Origin of the sequence: Acinetobacter calcoaceticus ANC 3811, assembly GCF_000399665.1 — a bacterium.
Lineage (GTDB): Bacteria > Pseudomonadota > Gammaproteobacteria > Pseudomonadales > Moraxellaceae > Acinetobacter > Acinetobacter calcoaceticus_B.
Window position 1 is genome coordinate 1,187,352 of record NZ_KB976986.1, and the last position, 24,691, is coordinate 1,212,042.

Annotated in this window: 21 protein-coding genes; 11 read left to right on the forward strand and 10 right to left on the reverse strand. The window is 36.8% G+C overall.

Annotation, left to right across the window (positions count from 1 at the left end):
* The first annotated feature begins 95 nt into the window (after positions 1-95).
* From F935_RS06815 to F935_RS06840, 6 genes are all read left to right on the forward strand, one after another.
* A complete protein-coding gene (locus F935_RS06815; protein ID WP_016138239.1) occupies positions 96-2,231 on the forward strand; it encodes a TonB-dependent siderophore receptor in 2,136 nt (711 codons plus the stop codon).
* Between the two features lie 66 nt (positions 2,232-2,297).
* Complete coding sequence (locus F935_RS19015; RefSeq protein ID WP_035366115.1) at positions 2,298-2,597, forward strand: hypothetical protein; 300 nt, start codon at positions 2,298-2,300, stop codon at positions 2,595-2,597.
* Positions 2,590-4,146, forward strand: a complete 1,557-nt coding sequence (locus F935_RS06825; protein ID WP_016138240.1) for a PepSY-associated TM helix domain-containing protein — start codon at positions 2,590-2,592, stop codon at positions 4,144-4,146. The genes F935_RS19015 and F935_RS06825 overlap by 8 nt, the downstream gene beginning before the upstream one ends.
* The gene (locus F935_RS06830; RefSeq protein WP_016138241.1) at positions 4,143-4,424 is read left to right on the forward strand and encodes a hypothetical protein; all 282 of its coding nucleotides are present in this window, start codon (positions 4,143-4,145) and stop codon (positions 4,422-4,424) included. Before F935_RS06825 ends, F935_RS06830 begins: the two co-directional genes overlap by 4 nt.
* Before the next feature lie 153 nt (positions 4,425-4,577).
* On the forward strand, positions 4,578-5,465 hold the full coding sequence (locus F935_RS06835) for a sulfite exporter TauE/SafE family protein (RefSeq protein WP_016138242.1): 888 nt from the start codon (positions 4,578-4,580) through the stop codon (positions 5,463-5,465).
* Between the two features lie 96 nt (positions 5,466-5,561).
* Entirely contained in the window at positions 5,562-6,671 is a 1,110-nt protein-coding gene (locus tag F935_RS06840; protein WP_016138243.1) for a 3-deoxy-7-phosphoheptulonate synthase, read from the forward strand.
* A gap of 70 nt (positions 6,672-6,741) precedes the next feature.
* Here F935_RS06840 and F935_RS06845 read toward each other — a convergent pair whose 3' ends face one another.
* From F935_RS06845 to ybaK, 8 genes are all read right to left on the reverse strand, one after another.
* On the reverse strand, positions 6,742-7,485 hold the full coding sequence (locus F935_RS06845; RefSeq protein ID WP_016138244.1) for an adenosylcobinamide-GDP ribazoletransferase: 744 nt from the start codon (positions 7,483-7,485) through the stop codon (positions 6,742-6,744).
* Positions 7,486-7,591: 106 nt separating this feature from the next.
* A complete protein-coding gene (locus F935_RS06850; RefSeq protein ID WP_016138245.1) occupies positions 7,592-9,160 on the reverse strand; it encodes a histidine-type phosphatase in 1,569 nt (522 codons plus the stop codon).
* Positions 9,161-9,285: 125 nt separating this feature from the next.
* Positions 9,286-9,885, reverse strand: a complete 600-nt coding sequence (locus tag F935_RS06855) for a histidine phosphatase family protein (RefSeq protein ID WP_016138246.1) — start codon at positions 9,883-9,885, stop codon at positions 9,286-9,288.
* Entirely contained in the window at positions 9,878-10,933 is a 1,056-nt protein-coding gene (gene cobT / locus F935_RS06860) for a nicotinate-nucleotide--dimethylbenzimidazole phosphoribosyltransferase (RefSeq protein ID WP_016138247.1), read from the reverse strand. The genes F935_RS06855 and cobT overlap by 8 nt, the downstream gene beginning before the upstream one ends.
* A 1-nt stretch (position 10,934) precedes the next feature.
* The gene (cobU, locus tag F935_RS06865; protein ID WP_016138248.1) at positions 10,935-11,453 is read right to left on the reverse strand and encodes a bifunctional adenosylcobinamide kinase/adenosylcobinamide-phosphate guanylyltransferase; all 519 of its coding nucleotides are present in this window, start codon (positions 11,451-11,453) and stop codon (positions 10,935-10,937) included.
* Positions 11,441-12,067, reverse strand: a complete 627-nt coding sequence (locus tag F935_RS06870; protein WP_016138249.1) for a 2'-5' RNA ligase family protein — start codon at positions 12,065-12,067, stop codon at positions 11,441-11,443. Before F935_RS06870 ends, cobU begins: the two co-directional genes overlap by 13 nt.
* Before the next feature lie 105 nt (positions 12,068-12,172).
* Positions 12,173-14,320 (reverse strand): bifunctional mannitol-1-phosphate dehydrogenase/phosphatase, encoded by a 2,148-nt coding sequence (mtlD, locus tag F935_RS06875; protein ID WP_016138250.1) that lies wholly within the window; start codon positions 14,318-14,320, stop codon positions 12,173-12,175.
* A 629-nt stretch (positions 14,321-14,949) separates the two neighbouring features.
* Positions 14,950-15,417, reverse strand: a complete 468-nt coding sequence (ybaK, locus tag F935_RS06880) for a Cys-tRNA(Pro) deacylase (RefSeq protein ID WP_016138251.1) — start codon at positions 15,415-15,417, stop codon at positions 14,950-14,952.
* Between the two features lie 190 nt (positions 15,418-15,607).
* On the opposite strand from ybaK, the gene F935_RS06885 reads away from it, so the two are divergent.
* From F935_RS06885 to F935_RS06900, 4 genes are all read left to right on the forward strand, one after another.
* The gene (locus tag F935_RS06885; RefSeq protein ID WP_016138252.1) at positions 15,608-15,910 is read left to right on the forward strand and encodes a hypothetical protein; all 303 of its coding nucleotides are present in this window, start codon (positions 15,608-15,610) and stop codon (positions 15,908-15,910) included.
* Positions 15,911-16,142: 232 nt separating this feature from the next.
* On the forward strand, positions 16,143-17,516 hold the full coding sequence (locus tag F935_RS06890) for an ABC1 kinase family protein (protein ID WP_016138253.1): 1,374 nt from the start codon (positions 16,143-16,145) through the stop codon (positions 17,514-17,516).
* A 229-nt stretch (positions 17,517-17,745) separates the two neighbouring features.
* On the forward strand, positions 17,746-19,029 hold the full coding sequence (locus F935_RS06895) for an acyl-CoA dehydrogenase family protein (RefSeq protein ID WP_171068129.1): 1,284 nt from the start codon (positions 17,746-17,748) through the stop codon (positions 19,027-19,029).
* Positions 19,030-19,052: 23 nt separating this feature from the next.
* Positions 19,053-20,258: an acyl-CoA dehydrogenase family protein gene (locus F935_RS06900; RefSeq protein WP_016138255.1), complete on the forward strand. Its 1,206-nt coding sequence runs from the start codon at positions 19,053-19,055 to the stop codon at positions 20,256-20,258.
* Between the two features lie 107 nt (positions 20,259-20,365).
* On the opposite strand, the gene F935_RS06905 is transcribed toward F935_RS06900, so the two are convergent.
* Positions 20,366-21,586, reverse strand: a complete 1,221-nt coding sequence (locus tag F935_RS06905; protein WP_016138256.1) for an alkane 1-monooxygenase — start codon at positions 21,584-21,586, stop codon at positions 20,366-20,368.
* A 189-nt stretch (positions 21,587-21,775) separates the two neighbouring features.
* On the opposite strand from F935_RS06905, the gene F935_RS06910 reads away from it, so the two are divergent.
* On the forward strand, positions 21,776-22,720 hold the full coding sequence (locus tag F935_RS06910) for an AraC family transcriptional regulator (protein ID WP_416201904.1): 945 nt from the start codon (positions 21,776-21,778) through the stop codon (positions 22,718-22,720).
* A gap of 48 nt (positions 22,721-22,768) precedes the next feature.
* Here the strand turns inward: F935_RS06910 and F935_RS06915 are convergent, their stop codons facing one another.
* Positions 22,769-24,634 (reverse strand): SurA N-terminal domain-containing protein, encoded by a 1,866-nt coding sequence (locus F935_RS06915; RefSeq protein ID WP_016138258.1) that lies wholly within the window; start codon positions 24,632-24,634, stop codon positions 22,769-22,771.
* Positions 24,635-24,691: the final 57 nt, after the last annotated feature.

A 24,691-nucleotide genomic window follows, 5' to 3' on the forward strand; every position in this document is an offset into this window, starting at 1 on the left:
TATTTTTTAATCTAAATTAACAATGCAATTTGAATTGTAGCTAACATTTACAAATAATAGAATAAATGAGAATTATTTACATTATCCTTAACCTTATGAATATCCCACCTCGACCATTTAAGCTTACCGTAATCGCCTGTGCGATTTGTTATGCGAACCTCTCTTATGCTCAAGACTCAGAGGTACAAGCTTTACAGACGATTCAAGTTAAAGCCACAAGTGCTGAGCAGTCTTCTGAACAGACCAAAGCATATAATGTTAAAAATTCGAGTAGCGCAACCAAGCTTAATATTGAAGCTAAAGAAACGCCTCAAACCATTAATGTCGTTACTCGTCAACAAATTGAAGATTTCGGACTTAACAGTACTCGAGATGTTTTAAAAAATACTCCAGGTGTAACCGTATCTAATCAAGAAACTGAGCGAACCACTTATATGGCTCGCGGCTTTGAGATTTCAAATATATTAACTGACGGCGTGGGTTTTCCCCTCTCAGGTTATAACTACAACAATACGAATCCTGATACTTATTTCTATGATCGTGTAGAAGTCGTTAAAGGTGCTGATTCTTTAACTAATGCCTTCGGTGATCCAAGCGCAACAATCAATAATATTAGAAAACGCCCGACTCAAGAATTCCAAGCAAGTGGCGGTGTAAGTTATGGTTCTTGGGATACGCAGCGTTATGAAGCTGATGTGTCTGGCGCAATAATACCGAGTGGAAAAGTACGTGGCCGTATTATGGGCTATGAGCAAACTGGTGATTCTTACCTTGATCGATATTCGTCAGAGAGAAATGGTTTCGCAGGTATTATTGAAGCTGATTTGACAGATAGTACTTTACTGACCGCTGGTTATAGCCAAGAACAAAATAAACCCAATGCAAACAACTGGGGTGCTCTGCCTTTGCTAGATGCCAATGGTAAACAAATTTCATATGACCGCTCATATAATCCTAACCCTGACTGGGCACACTGGGATAATGAAACACAAAATGCTTTTGTTGAATTAAAGCAAAAAATTAATGATCAGTGGACCGCTAAGCTGACCTATAACTATCTTGATACCAAGCATAATAGTCGTCTTCTTTATTATTATGGTTATCCAAAAGCTGATGGATCAGGTGTTTCTCTAACCCCTTGGGGTGGTCAAGAGCACCAAGAAAAACATGCTGTCGATTTTAATCTCGAAGGAACATATAAACTTTTCAATCGAGAACATGAGGCATCTTTAGGCTACAGCTATGTACGTAGCCATCAGCAAGATAAACAATCTACAGGAACGATTAACGATAGTAATGTTATAAAATCAACCACTACGGATTGGTCAAGTTGGACACCGCAATCTATAACTTGGTCAGATTTCACAGAAGCCGCAAACTATAAGCAGAATATTAATTCCATCTATGCTGCGACACGCTTACATCTTAATGAAGATTTAAAACTTTTACTGGGTGCAAACTATGTCCAAGCTGAAAGTAAAGGTGAAAGTTATGGTTCACCAATGTCATATAGTGAAAGTAAAGTCTCACCATATATTGGACTAACTTATAACTTTACACCTGAATATACAGGTTATATGAGTTACACCTCAATTTTCCGACCACAAACAGGTATTGATAAAGATACCAATCAAGCTTTAAAACCTATTGATGGTAAAAGCTATGAAATGGGCGTGAAAAGTTCATGGTTAGATGACCGTTTAACAGGAACACTTTCAGTATTTAAAACTGAACAAAATAATTACCCTCTACGCAGCTCTGATGGAAATCCACTTAATCGAAAAGTACCAACGAGTGATTTAGAGTCACAAGGTGTAGAAGTCGGCTTATCAGGTCAAATCACAAATAATGTGAATCTTTCTTTCGGCTATGCTCAATTTAGTATTAAAGATATTAAGAATGGTGGCGAGGCAAGAACTTATAATCCAAACCAGACACTTAACGTGCTAACCACCTACACGCCACCAGTTTTACCGAAGCTAAAAGTTGGTGCAGGCTTACAATGGCAAGATGGGATAAAGTTATATGATTCAAATGTTAACAGTACAATTAAACAAGATGCATATGCTTTAGTTAATTTAATGGCGAGCTATGAAGTCAACGATCATATTACGCTTCAAGCAAATGGTAATAATATTTTTGACAAGAAATATTTAAATAGTTTTCCAGATGGCCAAGCTTTTTATGGTCCTTCTGCCAACTATACAGTTGCTGTAAAGTTTAAATATTAATATCGTAGCCAATCCCAATTTAGGGATTGGCTTTACTTATTATTCTTTGTGTATGTGTCAGTAAAGATGTCCAAAACTGTAAATCTCCCAATGTCATATCGTATAAAAGTTTTCTATCGATTCTTGCTAGTTTTCGGTATGGGCTTTGCCTGTATGGCATATTTAAGTCTTGGACTCATTGGAATTTTCCTTTTGACCCTCGACAAAGCTGAAGCTATTTGTCTCTCAGCATTTATAGCAATTCTATTTTACGTCATCTTTGTGATCGTTGGTTTCTGCGTTCAATCACTTTTGAAACTCACTGGGCTATCAATTTTTTTGTGCGCCCTTTTCTTTTTTGCAACGCGTATGGTGGGTTATGCATAAGGGTATACGTCAATCTATGGCATGGCTCCACTCATGGACTGGCTTAATATTTGGATGGCTCGTGTTTGCCATTTTCTTAATGGGTAGCCTATCTTATTACCGCCACGAAATTAATTTATGGATGCAGCCTGCCCTTGCGCAATATGAAGTAAAGCAAGATATTGCTATTAAAACAGCATATCAATATTTACAAGAAAACGCTCCAGATGCCAAATCTTGGTATTTAACTGTGGCTACACCAGAAAGTCCCGTCAATACTATGTATTGGGAAAAAGCTGACGGTGGTTATGGCAATGCCACACTTGATGCTAACACGGGAAAAGAACTTCAACTTTCAGCAACTCTAGGCGGCGATTTTTTTTACCGCTTCCATTACCAACTTTTTGGCATCCCTATATTACTTGGGCGATTAATCGTATGTCTTGCCGCATTTATTATGATGATTGCTTTGATTTCAGGCATTATCACCCATAAAAAAATATTTACCGACTTTTTTACTTTGCGTACATTTAAGTCTCAGCGTTCATGGCTAGACTTTCACAATATTTCTTCTGTCGTTGCACTACCTTTCTTTTTAACCATTACATTTACGGGCTTAGCTATTTTCTTTTATTTATATCTGCCTTGGGGAATGCAAAAGATTTACCCTGAAAACCCTTATCAATATTTTACCGAAATACGTACAAAGACTGTGCTTGAGAATCAATCGATTCAGCCTGCTCAAAACTTAGCTATTGATAAGCTATTGAACCAAGTTCAACAAAGTTGGGGTAATCAACCTTTATCAACGATTAGTGTAAAAAATCCAAACACTAATCAGACGCAAATTACATTTATTCAGCAAGAAGACCGCTCTATTACTCGTAATCAGGCTCAAATTACATTAAATGCTTCAACCGGAAAAGTCTTGGCAGATACACGGAATAATAGTCCTATTGCAACGTTAAATGCGGGTGTCTATGGGCTGCATATGGCGACATTTGCTCAGCCTTTACTTCGTTTAGGATTCTTTTTCTCAGGCATTCTAGGCTGTGTAATGATTGCCTCTGGTTTGTTACTCTGGAGCCTTAAACGCCAAATTCAAAATAAGAATAGTAAGTTTCACTTTGGACACTATTTAGTTGACCGTTTAAATGTCGCAACTTTTGTAGGACTGCCATGTGCAACTGTCGCCTATTTAAGCGCGAATCGACTCTTTACAGTGACGTCAACCACAATCAATTATGAAGTTTATAGCTTTTTCTTGGTTTGGCTCATCAGCTTAATGATTGCTTTAGTCACTAAAAAGCAGCATTTGTGGAGAACTCAACTTTGCATTTTTATTATGCTCTGTATGGCACTTCCCATCTTAAATCTCAGTTATTTACTTAGATATGACTATATTCAAAGCTTCAACAATTATTGGGCATTTGCACGTGTAGATATCTTTTTGTGGATCTTTGCAGCTTTAGCAATTTTTATATTCTGCAAAATTCAACCTATTCAGCATAAAGCTGTAGAAAAAATTCAAAAAAAGCTGAATAAATTAAAGGTTGAGGTGAGCTCATGATTTTTATAGCCTTCATCTTCATTTTATTAGGAATGTATTTGTTATTTATGGCGAGTGAAAAATATCGATCACCGAAATCAACAGGCTATTTCAAATCATTAGCTCAAAATTACTACCGATACTTTAAAATAGCTGCATTCATATTATTTGGTTTATGTTCATTTATTCTTATTCAACACTATAAATTTTCAATTGGTTTTGTCAGTTGGTGGATCTTTGCAACACCGTTAACTTTTGGTCTCATCCTTCTACTTAACCCATTAAAATCATCTAAATAATATTAACCCCTAATAATTTGATGAAAAATAGCTCAAGCTAAGCAATATTTTGATTGCTTAGCTTTTTTTTGCATAAGCAAATCATTATTCATGACAACTGTTTATCTCTAAAAGGAATAAGATATGGGCGTTTCGTGATAAGTGGCGATAAAGATGTCTGGTGCTTTTGAATTTATCTTAGCGGGTATGTTAGTGGGTTTCTGTGTAGGGATTACAGGAGTTGGTGGTGGATCATTAATGACACCAATTTTAATTGGCCTTTTTAGAATTGAACCTCATATCGCAATTGGTACCGATCTACTTTATGCCGCAATTTCAAAATTTTGTGGATCAATGGTTCACGCTAGAAAGCTCAATATTGTCTGGCCAATTGTTTTATGGTTAGCAGTAGGCAGTATTCCTGCATCTTTCGGAACCACATGGGTACTTGAACATTATTTAAGTCAGTCAACACACTATAAAGCTGTACTCACCATGGTGTTAGGTTTTATGCTGACTTTAACTGGTGTATCTATCATTTTCCGCTCGCGTATTGAGAAGTTCTTTAATCGTTTTAGAAGTAAAGAAGTCACTCAAACTGAGAATGAGCATTTAGCTATCCATAAAAAACGTAGCTTTATCGTGATTATGGGTATCATCTTAGGTGTATTCGTAACTCTTTCATCAGTCGGTGCTGGCGCATTTGGCATTATGGCACTCGTGATCATGTTCCCGAACTTGCCAATGATTCGAATTATTGGTTCAGATGTTGTACATGCCGTATTGCTCACTTTAGTGGCTGGCCTTGGACATATGAGTGCTGGTAACGTCGACTTTACGCTTCTGATGTGGTTATTGGTGGGTTCGATTCCAGCAATTATTGTTGGTACGCTCATTAGTTCTCGCATGCCTGAACGTTTAATCCGAAAAATTTTAGGGATTACCCTATTTGCCCTCGGTGTTAACTTTATAGTTCACCCAGTCAAAGCAAAACCGAAAGCACCTGTGGTACAACAACAAGCTGTGGTTGCTGAAAAAACAAGCAACTCAACTGAAAGATAGCAAAATCAATAAGATTTTTCCAAACTGAAATACCATGAGATGTAGGATTTTCATAATTATTTCATGGTATATTCAGTACACAAAACAACCTTTAGTATGATCGAACCAGTGACAGCAATGAATACAAATTCAAAATCCGTTTCCAAGCCCGATATCGACGACGTTAATATTAAAAGCATTCAAACTCTTGTAACACCAGCTGAGCTTAAATCAGAGTTACCTTTATCTGATGTTGCTTCACAAACCGTTCTAAAAGGCCGCGATACCATTCGTAATATTTTAGATGGCTCAGATAAGCGTTTGTTTGTCGTTATTGGCCCTTGCTCTATTCATGATCCAAAAGCTGCTCACGAATATGCCGATCGTTTAAAAGCATTAAGTGAAAAGGTTAAAGATTCATTGTATTTAGTTATGCGTGTTTATTTTGAAAAACCACGTACAACAATTGGTTGGAAAGGTCTAATTAATGACCCTGACATGAATGACTCTTTTAATATTGAAAAAGGTTTACGTATTGGTCGTAAGCTTTTGCTTGAATTAAATGAAAAAGGTTTACCATGTGCAACTGAAGCACTTGACCCGAACTCTCCGCAGTACTATCAAGACTTAATTTCGTGGTCTGCAATTGGTGCTCGTACAACCGAAAGCCAAACTCACCGCGAAATGTCTTCTGGTTTATCATCACCAGTAGGTTTTAAAAATGGTACAGATGGTGGTTTAACTGTTGCAACCAATGCGATGCAGTCTGTTAAATATGGTCATAGCTTCTTAGGTCTTAATGAAGACGGACAAGTTTCGATTATTAATACGAGCGGTAACCCATACGCACACGTAGTATTACGTGGTGGTAATGGTAAGCCAAACTACGATGCTGGCTCTGTTGAAGAAGCAGAAAATGCTTTAGCGAAAGCAAAAGTTAGCACTAAAATCATGATTGATGCGAGCCACGCAAACTCAAATAAAGACCCGTACTTACAGCCACTTGTTCTTAAAAATATCACTGAACAAATTTTAGATGGTAATAAGTCAATTGTTGGTCTTATGGTTGAAAGTCACTTAAAAGGCGGCCGCCAAGATATTCCTGAAAATCTTTGTGATCTTGAATATGGTAAATCAGTAACTGATGGCTGTATTGACTGGGAAACGACTGAAAAAACATTACTTGAAATGCATGAAGCTTTAAAAGACGTTTTACCAAATCGTTAATTCATCTTTTTAAGAAGATCAATTAAGCCCTCATTCTTGAGGGCTTTTTTTTCTTTGTCGAAACTCAACATCAAACTAAATAAAAATAACTCACCACAAAAGAAAAAAGCAGCACGGTTTCGCTAAGCTCAATCGCTGCCCCGACTGTATCACCTGTAATACCGCCAATTCTTTTAATAAACAGATGTCTTAAATAAACCAGACTGATCAAAAAGCCAACAATGGCGATGAGCCCTTGCCATTCCCAATATAAAGCAAATAGCAGAACCAACCCAGCTATTATCCATGAGGCTGTTTTGGGTAAATGTTCAGTCAATGAACGGCCTAAACCTTTTTCACGAACATATGGTGTAGTTAAAAACAAAATAGATGGCACAATACGCCCAAGTACGGGAACAAAGACTAAAAATAACGTTTGATGTTGTTCAATCAACACATAAATCAGTACAAACTTGAGCAAACAAATAATAACTAAACTTAGCACTCCAATTGGACCACAACTTGGATCCTTCATGATTTGTAAAGTACGTAGTTTGTCTCCAAAACCGCCTACCCATGCATCTGCCGTATCTGCTAGCCCGTCTAAATGTAATCCCCCTGTCGGCCAAATCCATAAAGTCATTATGATGGCAGCAAGTAAAAGAACGGGTAATTTAACTAAAAGACACGAGATAAGAAAAAGAATGCCACCAATAATCAGTCCAACCAGTGGATAGAACAAAATAGCTCGACCATTTTGTTTCGCAGTTGGCATTGTCTTTAGCTCAATAGGTAGAACAGTTAAAAATTGCAATGCAATCCAAAAAGGTGTCATATCCAAGTCTCTAACTGATCTATATTTGAAAACAAATTGGATTATGAAGAAATAAAAATGGGAATAGCAATCCCTATTCCCATTAAAGACTTCAAAAACTGAAAATCTATTGCATTTGATAGCACTGTTTCAATTTAATGTAGTCGTAGTAAAAACTAATTGGTGTATAACGTGCAAAGTTACATGCAGATTTGAACAAAGTTTCTTTTTCGTTATAAAGCATTTTTACCAAAGTATTGCCTTGGCTATTTTGGTAAATATCCCATTGGACATTTGCCGCCATAGGTGAAACTACTTCACCGCGCCATGCACTGGTTGAGTAATTATAAGTCTGACGTAGTGGTAAAGGCTGCATTATATTATGTAAATCTAGGCTGGTTGCCAAAGGAATAATAATTTCAGCATGGGCAAACCGTAAAACTGCTTTGTAAGGCTGAGCTTTATTCACCACGGCGTCAACTTGTTGGAACAAGTCCTGTTTAAGTCCTTGAGCAATTTCACTCGTGACTTGATTTGACTCTGTAAAACTTGGACCTTTTTCGTAAAAATCGTTTGCATCATTAAATTCAGCATAGAATTTCGCAGCATCTAACGGCATATATTTAGCAAAATCAATACCTTTTAACTCATCTTTCATACCACCAGAAATTGAATAGAGTTCATAAATATAAGCTGCTGCATCAACTGCACTCGCAATTGTATTTTTACCCTTACCTTTTTCTGTAATTTGCTCACCTTTTGGTGAAGTTACCGTAAAGGATCCGGTATTGCTAAAGCTATAACCTGTTGTGCCCAGCTTTTTAATAAAGTCTGCTTTAAAAATCGGATTAAGTACAGTTTGGGCAGTTTTTTCAGCTGCTGTATTTTTTGATAACTCATCTAACTTTTGGGATAAATCTTTATTATTTTCTTCAAAATCTTGATAGGCCTGACTAGCATCATAAATTTTTTGTTGACTAGCACTAAGTGGTTGAACCAAGTCTTCATCGGCATTCAAACTATGAAAATAGAGTTTAAACCGATCAACGCCACCATCTTCAACACTTGGAACGCTTGCACTCGATAAACTGGTATAAGGCGTTGGCACAATTTTATCTTTAAGTTTCGGTTGTTGTTGAATGAGTTCAGCTGTGAAGAATTTAGCACTATCAACTGCACGATCTACCCCAGAACTTTGTACCAATATAGATGCTTGCGAATTTAAAAGACTTGGTAAGCGTTGCAATAAACGATCTGCAATGCCACGGTGTTCTAAAATACCAGTCATAGTTTCATTTCCATAACCGTACTGGCGGATTCCTTCCACGCCATAGCCTAATAAGATATTGGCTTTCATCATTGCTTCTAAATCAGCACCCAATTGTTCACCTAATGGTGTTAAGGCACTTTCTGCTTTTGCCTGTTTCCATAAATTATAAAGTGCTAAATCATATTTCAGACTTGAGAGGCCTCTTGAACCGTGACGTGCCACTAACTCTGTAAAAACTGGCTGGAACCCATTGGGTGCTTGTTCATAGTTTTTTATTTCTTGTTGTGGTTGGTAAGGTGTTTTTGTTTGATAATATTTTGATGAGTTTGTTGGAGCAGTTGTTTGAACATCTTGATCATCATTATTGTTACAAGCTGCAAGTAATAATGATGCTGCGAGCACAGTCGTTTTAAATAAAATATTCATAAGTCAGATGAGTGATTAATAAGAAATGCCAATAGCTTAATTTTTAGCAATGACAGTTCTATTACAATCACTCAAATATCTTTTATAAAAATAATAACTTACAAGTGTAGAGAAATATAAAATTACTATCTCAACATGAAAGTTAATTGACCATCTGTTTCAGAAAATTCGAATGAATATAATTTCCCAAGCTCTGCCGATATTTTTAGTAAATCATCTAAAGGTTGTTGCGTAGCTAAACAAGCTAATAGCTTAATCACACCGCCGTGAGTAACAACCAATCCATGGTGCCAGTTGTGGTTTTGCATCTCTACAAGTAGTTCCTGAAAGCCTTTAAGAACCCTTGTTTGAAACTGCATTAATGTTTCTGCGCGAGGTGGGCAATACTGACTCGGTTTTTGCCAGAAATTTGCCAGTAATTCTGGTGAAGTTTCATAAATTTGTTGAGTTGAGATGCCTTCCCAATCACCAAAATACATTTCTTTTAAGTCATGGTTTAAAAGTAAAGGTAACTGAATTGTCTTTGCCAGTTGCTCAGCAAAACAAGCACAACGTTTTAATGATGAACTTACAATGACATCCCATGACTGATTTACAACTTGCTCAATGGTTGACTGCATTTGCTGCCAACCTTTTTCCGTTAACTCATCATCCAAATGGCCACGTAAAGTATGGCTATATTGACTCTCACCATGTCTGAGCAAATCAATTCTGAATTTACCCAATTTTATCCCCGCTTACGGCAGCTTGAGCAAAGGTAGCCATTTGGTTGTGTAATACACATGCCATTTTAACTAATGCTAAGGCAGTACCAGCACCACTACCTTCACCTAACCGTAAATTCATTTTTAGAATCGGCTCTGCATTGAGTTCTTGCAAAATACGGCGGTGTCCATACTCTGCCGATTGATGACCAAACAACATCCAGTCACGTACTTTAGAGTTCATTCGTACCGCACATAAAGCAGCTACTGAACTAATAAAACCATCCACAATGATAGGTAAACCTACCTGCGCACATCGAATATAAGCACCTACAATCGCCGCAATTTCCAATCCACCAACTGCACACAGTGTTTTGAACGCATCACCAGTAACATGTTTATGGTGAAGTTCGATTGCTTGTTCAATTACTTCAATTTTATGTCTTAACTGATCGGCACCGATTCCTGTCCCTACTCCAGTTAATTGCTCCGCAGTATCATTTAATAAAAGACATGCTAAGGCAGAAGCAGAACAGGTATTTCCAATTCCCATTTCACCCGCAATATAAATATCTGAACCGTTGGCTTTAGCCGTGTCTACACTATTTTTACCTAAATCTAGAGCAGCACGACATTCTTCAGTATTCATTGCAGCTTGTTTGGCAAAATTTGCTGTACCAGCACAAATACAATGACGTTCAACGCCTGCGTATTCGTACGCTTCACCTACGGTACCGCAATCAATTACTTGCAAATGAGCTTGATGATATTTGGCAATGACACTAATTGCTGCCCCACCCGTCGTGAAGTTTTGCAGCATTTGACGGGTTACAGCTTGAGGATATGCAGAAATATTTTCTTCAACCACGCCATGATCGCCCGCAAAAATCGTAATCCATGGATGGTTAACTTGTGGATGTACATTTGACTGTAAACTGGCAAGTTTAACTGCTATCAGTTCTAAATCACCTAAGGCACCAGTAGGTTTTGTGAGTTGGAGTTGGTGTTGCTCAGCTTGTTGTTTTGCATCCAAATTAGGTTGCTGTACAGATTCTAACCACCAGTTCATTTTACTTCTCACCTTTTAAAATCATTGGAAAACCAGCTACACAAAACACAACTTTATCTGCAATTTGTCCTAAAGCTTGATGTAGTCTGCCTGCTTCATCGACAAACCGACGACTGATCTCACCGAGTGGGACAACCCCAAGTCCTGTTTCATTACTTACTAAAATAATTTCTGACTCAAGCGTAGGTAAAACTTTTAACAGCTGCTCACATTCAAATTGTTGAATACTTTGATCATCTACAAGTAACAAATTGGTTAGCCAAAGCGTTAAACAATCCACCAGAATAATTTGATTAGGTCTATCAATTTTTTGCAGAGCATTTGCTAAAAATAATGGTTCTTCAACCAAAGACCAGTGAGCAGGACGCTGATTTTGATGGTGTTCAATTCGACTTTGCATTTCTGGGTCAAGCGCTTGCGCCGTAGCAACATAAGTGACAGCTAATTGCGTATTTATTGCCGTTTGTTCAGCGAGACGGCTTTTGCCAGAACGGGCACCACCCAAAATCAATTGCAACATGAATCACCTAAGAACAAATGCTGAGATGGATATAACTTACCCTGTAAAGTTTGAGCCTGATAATAACCAAACGTTAAATGCTTAACTTTAAGACTAAATTCAGCGTGTTTGTATTGTACAGGTAATTGAGAAATTTTTTTCAAAATCAAATCACTACTATAGTCTTTTTTATACAACCCCAAAGTAATATGCGGACAATATTCTAAAGCGGCAATTTCATTAGAAACTAAACCTAACTTTTGGCGTATTAGAGGTAAGATATTCTCGGCATCTTGGATTTCTATAAATAAAGCACTACTAAAGCTATCAACCGAACCAATTTCTAAATGAAACGGAGCAAAATCTTCTTTTATTAAGATTTCTCTTTGCTGCTCAAATTCACTCAAACTAAAGTCATCACTATACATTCTGGTTTCGTGGTTTAAAAATCCACATATAAACAGCGTGATATGATATTGACGGCTATTGGGTTCTAATAAGAATTCTGAAAAATGCGCGCGCAAGGCATCTAAATAATCAACTATTTTTTGATCATTAATTTCTAGATACCATAAAGCATAATTTTGGCGCCCAAGATGCCATTCTGGATAATCCCGTATAGATGTTGGCACCATGAACGTCGAAGGTTTTAGCAGCACAGCTTTAATTCAAAATCTTTCAATTTTCGTATTAAAGCATGTTTGCCTTTCAGTTGTAGAACATTAATTATTTAAATGAACTTAAGCATATTGAGTACGCGTACTTTTGGAGTTGGTAATGTTCATATTTAAAGGCAGTTTGCCTTGTTCAGAAAATAAATATTGAACTAATTGCGTTAACTCAACTTCAAGTTGTCTTTTTTGGGCAGTACTCATATCCAATTTCTGAATTTGCTGCTGTAAATGTTTAATCGCATCAGCCTCTTCAATTTCTAAATATTGAATCGCATAGGCATACCCTAGCGCAGCGCCTTTTAATAGGTTTTTATAAGGCAAATCATGACCTATATTCACCTCAATTGACGCAATTACTCTTTCATTATGAGTTAATTTGCGAAGTGGATCTCTTGCCACTCGTTGACAAGGGTCTTTAAAAGCATATTCACATGAGTCTAGAAAGCTTTGTGCCATGCGATCCAAATCTTTTGCATAATTAGGTAATACAATTGCAAGTCCTTGCTTTACTTCTCTAATTAAGTTTTCTGCAAAAGCTTTAACTGAATGATCGCCCATGGCAACACCAATAGATTCATAACCTAGTAAAGATGCGTACCAAGCAAGCATGGCATGCACGCCGTTCCATAGACGGTTTTTGATTAATTGAATGTCTGTAATCTGATTAACCAAGACAACTTGACGTAACTTTTCGAGTAAAGGGCTGCCTTTTTCTACATAAATTGGCATATCCGTTTCGCTATGAAACAGAATTAGGTCCATGCTTTGTAATATATGACCTGGCTGGAAATTACGGCGCATGTTATCAACATATAAAGATGCCTGATTTTGCTGATCTTGAGTCAGTTTATTGCAATCTTCAATTTCGACTTGTTCTTCATGCTCCACATCAGATAAATGCTGTTCAAGAAAGTGATGCTTGATACTAAGTTGGCGATATAAATTTTGATTAGATAGCTTTGAAACCATGCGGTTTACAACGGTGTCGCAAAAGTAATGTTCTTTTAAAATATGCTCAGTTACATCTTCATCATTGGTTAACTCTAGTAGAGCTTCTCTAAGGTGCTTCATAACCAAATATTTCGCGCCGACTTTATTTAAAATAATTAGAAAGGTTAACGGTTCAATACATGTTTCAAGTGGTGAGTTAAAACGCGCATATAATCCTTTTGCAATTATTTTTGCTTCAGCTTCGATCGCTTGTTCAGGTAAGCAAAGTGCAATCAAACTTGAATGTGTATACATCTCTAACATTTGTTGTTCATTGTCAGAATCAACAATGGTCATATTCTCAATACGTTCATCATAAGAAAACTGTCCATAGCGAATACTATAAGTTCCAAATGCATTCACAGCTTCTCGAAAAAGACTATTACGTGTTGATGCAATAATTCTCTTCGGTTTTGTATATCCATCCCAATATGACAAGATTTGCGCTATATAACCACCGCCAATAGCACCGAAACCATGTATTCCCACCGTCAGTTGATTTAGGCTTTGCGGAAAAGGTTCCTGCATCTCTGGCATATCCATAACAGGAATAAATTGGTCGAGATCAGTTAAGAAGTCATACATCTGATCATAATAAAAATGTGCTTTTTCCAGCATTTCATCATTTGGTTCTTTAATATCTTTTAATAAAATCGTCAAACCTTTTGAAGTGTGAGCCGAAGTTAAACCATTTTCAGAATCTTCAAACATAAGACACTGGTTAGCATCCAAGTGAAGTTGACTAGCAGCTTTTAAAAAGATCTCAGGATGCGGCTTTCCTTGTTCGACTTCATCACCACAGGTAATCACATCAAAAAACTTATAAACATTCGCATTAATTAAATATTCTTCGGCAATTGCTCTACGGCTTGAAGTCGCAACAGCCATTCTTAAACCAGATTTTCGTAAACGTTCTAAAACCTGAACTAAACCTTTTTTAATCGGTACGCCGTGTTTTCGAATATATTCGAGTTCCATCTCATCAGCTTTTTTTCGTATTTCTTTATAGGGAACATTTACGCCATATAACCGTTGAGCCAATTGCTCAGCCGTAGTTGCACTTAAACCTAAACATTGCATTAAATATTCGTGTGAAAATTCCTGTCCAATGAGTTCTTGAGATGCTTGTTGCAATGTTTGAAACCGCAACCTCTCAGTATCAAACATTGTCCCATCCATATCAAAAATTGCTCCATGAACAGGTTTTCCATGAAAAATAAGCACGCTTTTACCTCTTTTTTGATCATGTTTTATTCAGGGTATACAAAAAATTGATTAAAAAGGCAGGATATTAATAAATGAAACATTAGTGATTATTTTTTAATCAAAAATATAAGAGATCTGTTACTGAGCAGAGTTAAAACTCTAAAAAGGTTGAACAATATAAATAAGTATGAAGCTAACTGTAAATACAAGAGTGGCAAGCCATCCTCGCTTGCCACTCTTGGTTTATTCTTTTTGTTGCGCTGATAGTATTTATTTTTCTTAGTTCCATTTACCGCTACTTGAACCCGCATGTTTTTATAATGTCTCGCAGGTGTCACATACCAGAAATCAACTCACCTTTCGCTATTCTCATTGTTGGTGCTTCTGGTATAACTCTAAATTTCATTAAAATATGAGCATGAACTAATAGAATATAAGATTGATATTACAACCAACTTCTTTGCTCCTTATTAGAAAATAGCTACATCGCCATTAACAATAATGATAATCATTTTCATTTAATAGTTCAAGCTTTTTCTTCATTATTTGTGCTTCTCTCTTTTTTGAAAAAAAGATCTGCACAAAGTATTTTCTCAATATAGATAGAGAATCATGATTGGTTCTTAAAGTATGTTTTTAAGCCATTATTATTGGTCAAGTACATCAACAAATTGGGCATTTAAAAGCTGAGCTAAATCTTTTGGATTTAAACCAATATCTAGCCCTCTTTTTCCCCCACTTACATAAATTTTATTAAAGTTTTGAGCTGATGCATCAATGACAGTTTTTAATCGTTTCTTTTGGCCTAAAGGACTAATCCCACCTACTAAATATCCTGTTAAACGTTCGGCATCTTTAGGATTAGCCATCTGTAATTTTTTACATCCAAACGCCGTAGCTACTTTTTTTAAATTTAATTGGCGATTAACTGGCAAGACAGCAACGAAATAATTTTTATCGTCACTTACCATTAGAGTTTTAAATACTTCGTTTACATCTAAATCTAATTTTTCAGCTGCTTCTAATCCAAAACTTTTGGCATTTGAATCATGTTCATATTCATGAATAGAAAATTCGATTTTATTACTTTTTAACAATCTACATGCAGGAGTCATGATAAGTGGTGTTATAGATGAAATTGTTTCGATTATAGTTTTTTTAGAAAAATTTTTAAATTTGCTTAGGCTATTTACAAGAGTTACATAAAAATTCAAACAGCAACTGAAGAAAAAATAATCTCAACTTGATATTCGTTGCCCGACTCCATATATTTTATTTAGATTTGAAGTCTGAGCTGACAATTTTATGAGTTATAAACACAACAATCTGATGGCGATGCGTCACCGTTTTTGGGATGAATCTTCAGATTCTGTATTAAATGAAAAACAGTTTTTGCAGCAGACGCTAATTGAACAAAGGATTTTTAATAACGCAACTCTTGATGATGTTAAGTATTTCTTTTATACCCTGCCGAGCATCATTATTGTAAAAGCGCACGCACTTGGTTTTATGCATGATTCAGTCAAACAGATGTTATTGCAACATATTCAGACTAATCGCCTTCATTTGATGCAGAAATCTGAATTAAAGATTCAATTTAAAATGTAATCCGTTTTGTTATCAAAGATCCGTTTTATTTTAGTTTTACTTATCTGAAAGATGTTAATTTCTTAAATTTCCATATTGCTTAGGCTATTTGTGTATTAATGAAATAAAGATGGTAATTTCGACCTATCATTCAGTCTGAGAGAACTATTTTAATACGCTCAAAACATGTAATATTCGTTACAATTTTAGATCACAGCGTTTGGCTGCATGATGCGCATAGGATTCTATTTTCATGTCAAATCAGAAAGATAAGCTTAAGAGTTTAAAAACTTCTTCCATGGATCGACGCTTATCAATCGCGAAAGCTTCTTTACTTGCAGGAACACGTTGGGCAACTGCAAGTGCTTCTTCTATTTTTTCTAATGAAGAAGAAAAAGAAAAGAAACGCAAAAAAGCGATGAGCGAACAAGCTAACTATCTGGTTTCTGAAATAGGTAAACTTAAGGGTTCTATTGTTAAAATCGGCCAAATGATGGCTCTTTATGGTGAACACTTTTTACCAGAAGAGATTACACAAGCATTAAATACCCTAAATAACCAAACCGTTGCCTTAGATTGGCCTGCAATTAAGCCACATCTACAAGAGCAATTGGGCGCTAAATTAAATGATTTAACGATTGATCATGAGCCAATTGGCACCGCCTCTCTCGCACAAGTGCACCGTGCAACACGTAAATCAGATGGCTTGGAATTAGTTCTAAAAATTCAATATCCTGGCGTTGCAAATGCAATTGATTCAGATATGAGCTTGTTTAAAAACATGCTTAAACTGACACGTATGGTGCCACAAACTCGTGAATTCGATCAGTGGTTTGATGAAGTACGTGAAATGATGCATCGCGAAGTTGACTATGATGTTGAAGCTGCCACTACCCGTCGCTTCAGTGAACGCTTAAAAGATGACGAGCGTTATATTGTTCCGACAATTGTAGATGAGTATTGTACCAACCAAGTACTGTGCATGACTTTCGAACGCGGTGTTCCAATCAACAGCCCTGTGATGTTGTCTTTACCCCAAGAGCGTCGTAATCAGCTTGGTGAAGCTTCACTCGAAATCGCAGTTCGTGAAATTTTTGAATGGGGCGAAATGCAAACCGACCCTAACTTTGGTAATTACCTTGTTCGTTTAGGTAATGGCCAAGATATTCAAGATAAGATTGTATTATTAGATTTTGGTGCTATCCGTCAGTTTGATGAACACTTGTTATCAGTTGCACGTAATTTAATTCAGGCTGGTTATCAGCATGATAAAAATGCGATGGTACAAGCAATGACTGGATATGAGTTTTTTGAAGCAATGCCTGAAAGTATAAAACCAGGCATGGCCGATGTATTTTTAATCGCGACAGAAGCATTTAGTACCCCTGCAAATAATCCAGATATGCCAGCTGGCCTTATGGATGATCATGAACGCTATGACTGGAAGAAAAGTCAGTTACATAGCCGTGTTATGCAGCAAGCAAGTAAATCAATGGCGTCACGTTATTTCTCAGTACCTCCAAAAGAATTTATGTTTATTAGCCGTAAGTTTATTGGGGCCTATACATTTATGACAGTTATTGATGCAAAAACAAATGTGCGACGTATGATTCGTAACTTTGCTTAATTTAATAAAGGACTAGAATGATTCCATGTCATTCTAGTCAATACCGCTCAACGCCCCCAATAATTAAATATTTTTAAACAAATAAAATCAAAAGCTTATAATTTTATTATTTTCTATTTGCCATTTATCTACTCATTTTTCGAATGTCAGTAACGACATAGTTTTTTAATATGAGGCGTGTCAGCATAAAACAATAACAACGTGTTAGGACACCATAATCATGACAAGTATGATCAATAAAGCTCAGGGTTTGGGTTTATCGCTGATCACCAGATTGGCAGGAAGCGATGTACTTGATCAACTCAAGTTGCGTAAATTTGTTGAAAAATCTCTTTATCAAGGTTCAAAAGCTGGTTTTAAAGCATTAAGCCAGACTCAAAAAGCATTTAAACCAAAACAGATCTCCCAACAGCGATTACCTCGCCAACAAAAAAATCTATTTGATTTAAGCCTAACTGAAGAACAACAAATGACCTCTGATGCAATGTCTCAATTTGCTCAAGAGGTTTTATTAGGATTAGCACATGAAGCTGACCAGAATGCTCAGTTTCCAGAAAACCTTTGGCAATATGTGGAAGATCTAGGTCTTAATTACTATGCACTTCCAGAGGCATTAGGTGGTGTCGCGGCCGAACAAAATATTGTAAGTAATCTATTAATAGCTGAAAAACTAGCTGAAGGTGATTTTAGCCTTACAGCAGGATTACTCAGTACATTTAGCGTTATCAATGCAATCACACGTTGGGGTTCTGCTGAAGTTCAGTCAATGTACCTACCATGTTTTGCAGAAGACTCAGACATTACAGCAACCTTTGCAGTTCAAGAAGCAACTCCAGCATTTAATCCTTATGCTTTAAAAACAAAAGCATCACTTGAAAATGATCAGTTTTTTATTGATGGCGAAAAAACATTAGTAATTTTAGGTGATTTAGCTGATGTATTTTTAGTAAGTGCAGACTTTAACGGCAAGCCAGACGTATTTGTCGTGCAATGCGGTGACACAATTTCAATTAAAAACACTCCAGCTATGGGTCTTAAAGCCACAGAAACTGCAACTCTTCGCTTTAATCACACACCTGCTCTACGCTTAGGTGCAACAGATTTTGATTACACTGCTTTTTTAGATTTGGGTAACTTAATGTGGTGTGCAATGGCTGTAGGTACATGTGAAGCTGTTAAAGCTTATTGTATTAAATATGCCAATGAACGAACTGCTTTCGGTGAACCAATTTCTCATCGCCAAAGTGTCGCTTTCATGATTGCAGATATGGCAATTGAAATTGATGCAATGCGTATGCTGGTTTTAAACGCAGCAAGCCTTGCAGAATCAGGCAAACCATTTCACCGCGAAGCTTATCTGGCCCAACTACTTTGTGCTGAAAAATCCATGAAAATCGGTACAGATGGAGTGCAAATTCTTGGTGGGCATGGTTTCACAAAAGAACATCCAGTTGAACGCTGGTACCGCGATCTACGCGCTACTGCAATTTTACAATCTGGCTTACATGCTTAAATGATCAATCAGAGGATACTTTAATGAATTTACAAAATCCTAAAAAATTCAAAATGATGATTGATCAAGCACATGATGTTGCGATCAATGTTTTACGCCCTATTTCTCGTAAATATGATAAGGCTGAGCATGCGTATCCCAAAGAGCTGGATATGCTCGCTTCACTCATTGATGGTATGAATGAAGGTGGCGAAGGTATTAATGCTGGAGCTGCAGGTGCTGGAAAGCGCGGTGATACAGACAGTGAGGGTGTTCGTAACGGAACCAACATGTCGACCGCTCTTGGTATTATTGAGATGTGTTATGGCGATACTGGCTTATTGCTAAGTATGCCACGTCAGGGGCTTGGGAACTCAGCAATTGCTGCTGTGGCAAATGATGAGCAATTAGAGCGGTTCAACGGAACATGGGCAGCAATGGCCATTACTGAGCCAGGATGCGGCTCTGACTCTGCTGCGATCCGCACCACTGCAACCAAACATGGTAATGACTATATTTTAAATGGTGAAAAGATTTTTGTGACCTCTGGCGAACGTGCAGACTCAGTCGTCGTGTGGGCCACGCTTGATCGTAAACTTGGACGTGCAGCAATTAAATCATTTGTGGTACCAAAAAGTACGCCTGGAATGAAAGTTGAACGTCTCGAACATAAACTGGGAATTAAAGCTTCAGATACAGCAGTGATTAGTTTTATTGATTGCCGCGTACCAGCCGAAAATCTTTTAGGTAATGCCGAAGTAGACGTCGCTAAAGGTTTTGCTGGAGTAATGGAAACTTTTGACAACACTCGTCCTCTAGTCGCGGCAATGGCAATCGGTTGTGCTAAAGCTTCACTCGAACGTATTAAAGAAATATTTAAAGACCAACTCGACCCTGACTATTCTACCCCTTACCTGCATGCTTCTAATCTTGCAGCGCAAATTTACCGTATGGAAGCTGAGTGGGAAGCTGCTCGCCTACTCATGTTAAAAGCAACGTGGATGGCAGATAACAAAAAGCCAAACTCTAAAGAAGCTTCTATTGCGAAAGCGAAAGCTGGTCGTGTGGGTAACGAGATTACTTTAAAATGTGTCGAACTGGCTGCAAGCGTTGGCTATAACGAAGATGAGTTACTTGAAAAATGGGCACGTGATTCAAAAATTCTCGATATCTTTGAAGGTACTCAGCAAATCCAGCAATTAATCATTGCCCGCCGAGAACTGGGTAAATCCTCTAGCGAACTAAAATAATAATTAAGGGAAATTTTCCCTTCTTTTATTAGCTTTATGTCAAAAACTAAAAAGTCCTCTAGCGATTAAACTAGAGGGCTTCGTATTTCAGGAATTAATATTTTTATTTATTCGATTGTGCTGTTTAACGCTTTATCAACTACACCAAATTTCTTAAAGATTTTTGCACGTCGTTTTGGTGAAATATTTGCTTTGTTTAAATCACCTTTATAATGATCAAAAACTCGCTTATCCATTATTTTAGACCATAATGAAGGAATTAATGCTGGTAGTAGCATACTTGCGTAACCGCTTGGTAGCTCTGGTGCTTCATCAAAATGACGTAATGCTTGGAATGGACGAGTCGGATAAGCATGATGGTCTGAATGACGCTGCAACTGGTACAAGAACAAGTTTGTTACTACGTTATTATTGTTCCAGCTGTGTTCAGGCATTGTGCGCTCATATTGACCATTTTCTTTTTTCTGGCGTAATAAACCATAATGCTCAATATAGTTAATAATTTCAAAAAGACTAATGCCATAAAATGCTTGTGTTGCTAAATATGGAATTGTACTTTTACCAAAGATTCCAACCATAGAGCCATGAAAAGCAGCAGTCATTCCCCAGCCTTGTAATAATTCATTATCTGAAGACCAGAATTCTTTACCTTTACGTTTTAAACGATTTTTTTCAATTTCTATTGCCGATTTAAAAGAACCAATAACAGTACGTGGCCAGAACTCATAGAAGGTTTCACCCATACGTGAAGAAGCTGGATCTTCTGGTGTTGCTGCACGCTTATGATGACCGTAAGGATGCTCAATACGGAAATGATTATAGCCTGTAGGAACTAACGCAAGATGAGACAAAATATGGTCTATACGATCAGGCTTATGACTTAACTCATGGGCTGTATTAATCGCAATACCATTGATTGCCCCCATTGAGATACCAAGTAAAACCTTATCAATAAATGATGTCGTTTTACGACTTGTTAAATAACATGCATAAACATTTGCAGCATACTGTAGAGGAATAAAGCTCTTCACAAGACGCGAGTAATATGGATCTTTTTCTAAAAGCTTAATTTCTTCATCTGTCGGATTTCGAGCATCTTTCCCAATAATAGTATCAATTGCAGGAATCACGACATGTAATAAAAGTGGACCACCTAATGCGAAGACTTTCTTCAAAGGACGTGGACCAAACTGATAACCAGCTAAAATACCCAAACCGATAGCAGGTAAAGCAGGACTAATCATCCATAAAAAGCGTTTGCGATCTATTTCACGCATAGACGCAGGCACTGGCATAAGTTCTTGCTGAACATTTACTGGTGCATTCATAGCTATATTTCCTTTTTCTATATGTCTATATAGTTAAAGAAATAGTGTTTAGTTAACAGTAGTAACCGTCCAAAAAACCTATGTTAAAGTCTTTGGCATTTTCTTCCACTTTTCTGTCCTAAAAACACATGTTGATCTATTCTTGTAGCTCACTATAATTTTATTAAAATAATGATTGATCATTTAAATATGGATGCACTAAGTAAATTTTTTGATGATATTCACCTTAATAAGTCTGAATACATCTATTTAAAAGCGCAAGGAGAATGGGCTTTTAAAACACAAGATCAATCTGCTCTACTTGCTTATATTGTTTTAACTGGTTCAGTATATATTCAACTTAACGCTTCAGAAAAAATAACTGCGACTGCTGGCGATATTATTTTAATTCCTTCGGGGAAAGCACATAGTGCAACTGATTCAAAATCAACAGCGAGTAAGTTGGTAGATTCTTTGGATATCACTTCGCTTTTTAATGGTCATAGACAAGACGCAATCGAATTTGGTACTTCATCTCCCGATAATACATTATTGCTATGTTTACGCTGTCAAATCGATACTCATATGGCTGGGCCACTCATTAATGCCCTGCCATCCATCATGCATATTCAACATGAGAATCAAACCAATCCACCTGAATGGCTACAAATTGGACTTTATTTTCTAGCAATCGAAACTCAAAAAATCAGGCCGGGTCATGACAAAATTATTGATCATTTAGTCAGTATTTTGCTCATTGAATGTATTCGTGACCATATTCAACAGATGACAGATCAACAAAACTGGTTAAGCGCCTTAACTCATCCTGAACTAAGCAATGCATTATCTGCTATTCACAGCCAACCTGAAGTCACATGGACAGTTGAATCTTTAGCTGAACAATGCTGTATGTCACGTTCTAAATTTGCAAACTTATTTAGCAGTATTATTGGTGAACCACCTCTAACTTATTTACAGCATTATCGTTTCCGTTTAGCCAGTCAGTATTTACGCACAAGTAACTTATCAATTCAGCAAATATCAAATAAGGTTGGCTATTCATCCGAAACAGCATTTAGTCAGGCATTTAAACGAATTTTTGATTTATCTCCTAAACAATATAGACAGCAATATATTGGTCACAGCTTAGATTAACTGCCAATAAAAAAAGCGCCGAGGCGCTTTTTTTATTGAATCAAATTATTATTTAATTTTCGCATGCGATTTTAAATATTGACTGTAATCTTCCAATATCTGTTGACCACGTGATTGACGATAAAGTTGCTTTAACTGCTGTAACTGATCAGCAGGAATAGCATTTGCAGCAGATGAATTTACATTTGAAACCGCAACAACAACCAGCTCATTTGGTAAATTTGCTGTCGTAACAGACCACATACCTGGCTTAGGTGTAGCTGTACTAAATGCTGCACGCTCAATTTCACGCTTTAATCCTTGTGAACGACTAAATACGCCAGCCGATTCAAATGCCACTTTATTTTTAGCAACAACTTGATCTGCTGGTTGAGTTTTAAATTCAGCTAACATTGTAGCAATTTTTGCTTGAACAGCTTTGCGCGCTTTTTCATCGATAACTTTTGCTTTCGCTTCATTCATCGCTTGTGCTAAAGGTTTTACACCAGCAGCATGATAATCACGTACTTTAACCCATACCGTATCACCATTCGCTAGCTGAATATTAGACGATGCATTGCGGTCACCATTTTTCACGTCATCATTAAACAATTTAATTTTAACGTTTGGATCACTTAAATATGGATTTTGTGTAGCTAAAGTTACGCCATTTAATGATTCAACTTTTGTACCTTTTACTTCTTGCACAACAGCTTCTAAAGAATCATTACCAACAATCGTTTCATTTAAACTGTTTACGGTATCTGAATAAACAGTCGCAACTTTATTCTTTTCAACTTCTGCTACTAAACGAGCTTTTTCAGCTTCAAATGAAGGGATTTGATTAGCTTGAGTTTCTGCCTCAATAATATGATAACCATATTGAGTTTTTACTGGTTGAGAAACTTGTCCATTTTTTAGGCTAACTACAGTTTTATCAAACGCATCGGAAAAAACACCCGGTGCATATGCTTCAACTAAACCACCTTTTGCTTTCGAACTTGGATCTTCAGAGAACTGAGATGCAGCTTGTGCAAATGTAAGACCGCCTTGAATTTTTGCATATACTTCTTTAGCAAGTTTTTGAGCCGCTGCATCATCACGAGCATCAGTCGTAATTAAAATATGCTTCACAGTGCGTTTAGCATCTTTTTTCTGGGTTTCAACGAACTTGCTATATGCTTGCTGAAGTTCAGCTTCAGTTGCAGGAGCTGGTTTAGCCATCATTGATGGAGACAGAACAACATAATCCACATCAACAGAAGCCTGTTGTTTAAACTCATTTTGGTGTTTGTTGTAATAATCTGTAGCTTCTTGATTAGATGCAGTTAAACCTGTTTTATAACCATCTAATTTAATACTCGCCAAATGTAATGTACGTTGTTCAGTTTGCAAATTCGCAATTTGCATTAAATCAACTTTACTTACCAAAGAATAATCAGAAAAAGTTGAAGTTAGCATTTTTAAAGCATGATCTTGACGAAGGCTAGATATTAAGCCCTGACTTGTCAGACCAACAGAACGTAAATAATTTTCATAGAGCTTTTGCGAGAACTGTCCATTTTCTTGCAAACTAGGCTGCTGAGCTAACATTTGCTCAATTTGGCTATCACTTAGTGAAATACCTAATTTTTCAGCTTGTTGAATTAGTAAATTACGTGACACTAAAATGTCGAGTGCCTTAGCCTGAATAACAGGCAAATTAAGTAAACTCTCATCACCTTTTACAGCAGCTAAATATTGTTCTTTGTAAGACTGAGTTAAAGTTTCGAGGTCTTTCTTAGATATTTCTTGGCCATTTACTGTTTTTGCAACATCAGCCTTGTTTCCCCTATTAAAATATCCTTCAATACCTACAAGTGCTAAAGGGGTCAAAAACAAAATTAGAAGGACTTTGCCGAGCCAACCCTTAATGACTGTACGAAACGATTCCATAAGTATTCCAATATTTTATTTCGAGGAGAATTTTAACTGAAAAACCACAATCAATGA

What these genes read in the sequence shown, in the direction of transcription:
- F935_RS06815 (WP_016138239.1), top strand. Translation starts at nt 96, where the DNA reads ATGAATATCCCACCTCGACCATTTAAGCTTACCGTAATCGCCTGTGCG.
- F935_RS19015 (WP_035366115.1), top strand. Translation starts at nt 2,298, where the DNA reads ATGTCCAAAACTGTAAATCTCCCAATGTCATATCGTATAAAAGTTTTC.
- F935_RS06825 (WP_016138240.1), top strand. Translation starts at nt 2,590, where the DNA reads ATGCATAAGGGTATACGTCAATCTATGGCATGGCTCCACTCATGGACT.
- F935_RS06830 (WP_016138241.1), top strand. Translation starts at nt 4,143, where the DNA reads ATGATTTTTATAGCCTTCATCTTCATTTTATTAGGAATGTATTTGTTA.
- F935_RS06835 (WP_016138242.1), top strand. Translation starts at nt 4,578, where the DNA reads ATGTCTGGTGCTTTTGAATTTATCTTAGCGGGTATGTTAGTGGGTTTC.
- F935_RS06840 (WP_016138243.1), top strand. Translation starts at nt 5,562, where the DNA reads ATGATCGAACCAGTGACAGCAATGAATACAAATTCAAAATCCGTTTCC.
- F935_RS06845 (WP_016138244.1), bottom strand. Translation starts at nt 7,485, where the DNA reads ATGACACCTTTTTGGATTGCATTGCAATTTTTAACTGTTCTACCTATT.
- F935_RS06850 (WP_016138245.1), bottom strand. Translation starts at nt 9,160, where the DNA reads ATGAATATTTTATTTAAAACGACTGTGCTCGCAGCATCATTATTACTT.
- cobT (WP_016138247.1), bottom strand. Translation starts at nt 10,933, where the DNA reads ATGAACTGGTGGTTAGAATCTGTACAGCAACCTAATTTGGATGCAAAA.
- cobU (WP_016138248.1), bottom strand. Translation starts at nt 11,453, where the DNA reads ATGTTGCAATTGATTTTGGGTGGTGCCCGTTCTGGCAAAAGCCGTCTC.
- F935_RS06870 (WP_016138249.1), bottom strand. Translation starts at nt 12,067, where the DNA reads ATGGTGCCAACATCTATACGGGATTATCCAGAATGGCATCTTGGGCGC.
- ybaK (WP_016138251.1), bottom strand. Translation starts at nt 15,417, where the DNA reads ATGACTCCTGCATGTAGATTGTTAAAAAGTAATAAAATCGAATTTTCT.
- F935_RS06885 (WP_016138252.1), top strand. Translation starts at nt 15,608, where the DNA reads ATGAGTTATAAACACAACAATCTGATGGCGATGCGTCACCGTTTTTGG.
- F935_RS06890 (WP_016138253.1), top strand. Translation starts at nt 16,143, where the DNA reads ATGTCAAATCAGAAAGATAAGCTTAAGAGTTTAAAAACTTCTTCCATG.
- F935_RS06895 (WP_171068129.1), top strand. Translation starts at nt 17,746, where the DNA reads ATGATCAATAAAGCTCAGGGTTTGGGTTTATCGCTGATCACCAGATTG.
- F935_RS06900 (WP_016138255.1), top strand. Translation starts at nt 19,053, where the DNA reads ATGAATTTACAAAATCCTAAAAAATTCAAAATGATGATTGATCAAGCA.
- F935_RS06905 (WP_016138256.1), bottom strand. Translation starts at nt 21,586, where the DNA reads ATGAATGCACCAGTAAATGTTCAGCAAGAACTTATGCCAGTGCCTGCG.
- F935_RS06910 (WP_416201904.1), top strand. Translation starts at nt 21,776, where the DNA reads ATGGATGCACTAAGTAAATTTTTTGATGATATTCACCTTAATAAGTCT.
- F935_RS06915 (WP_016138258.1), bottom strand. Translation starts at nt 24,634, where the DNA reads ATGGAATCGTTTCGTACAGTCATTAAGGGTTGGCTCGGCAAAGTCCTT.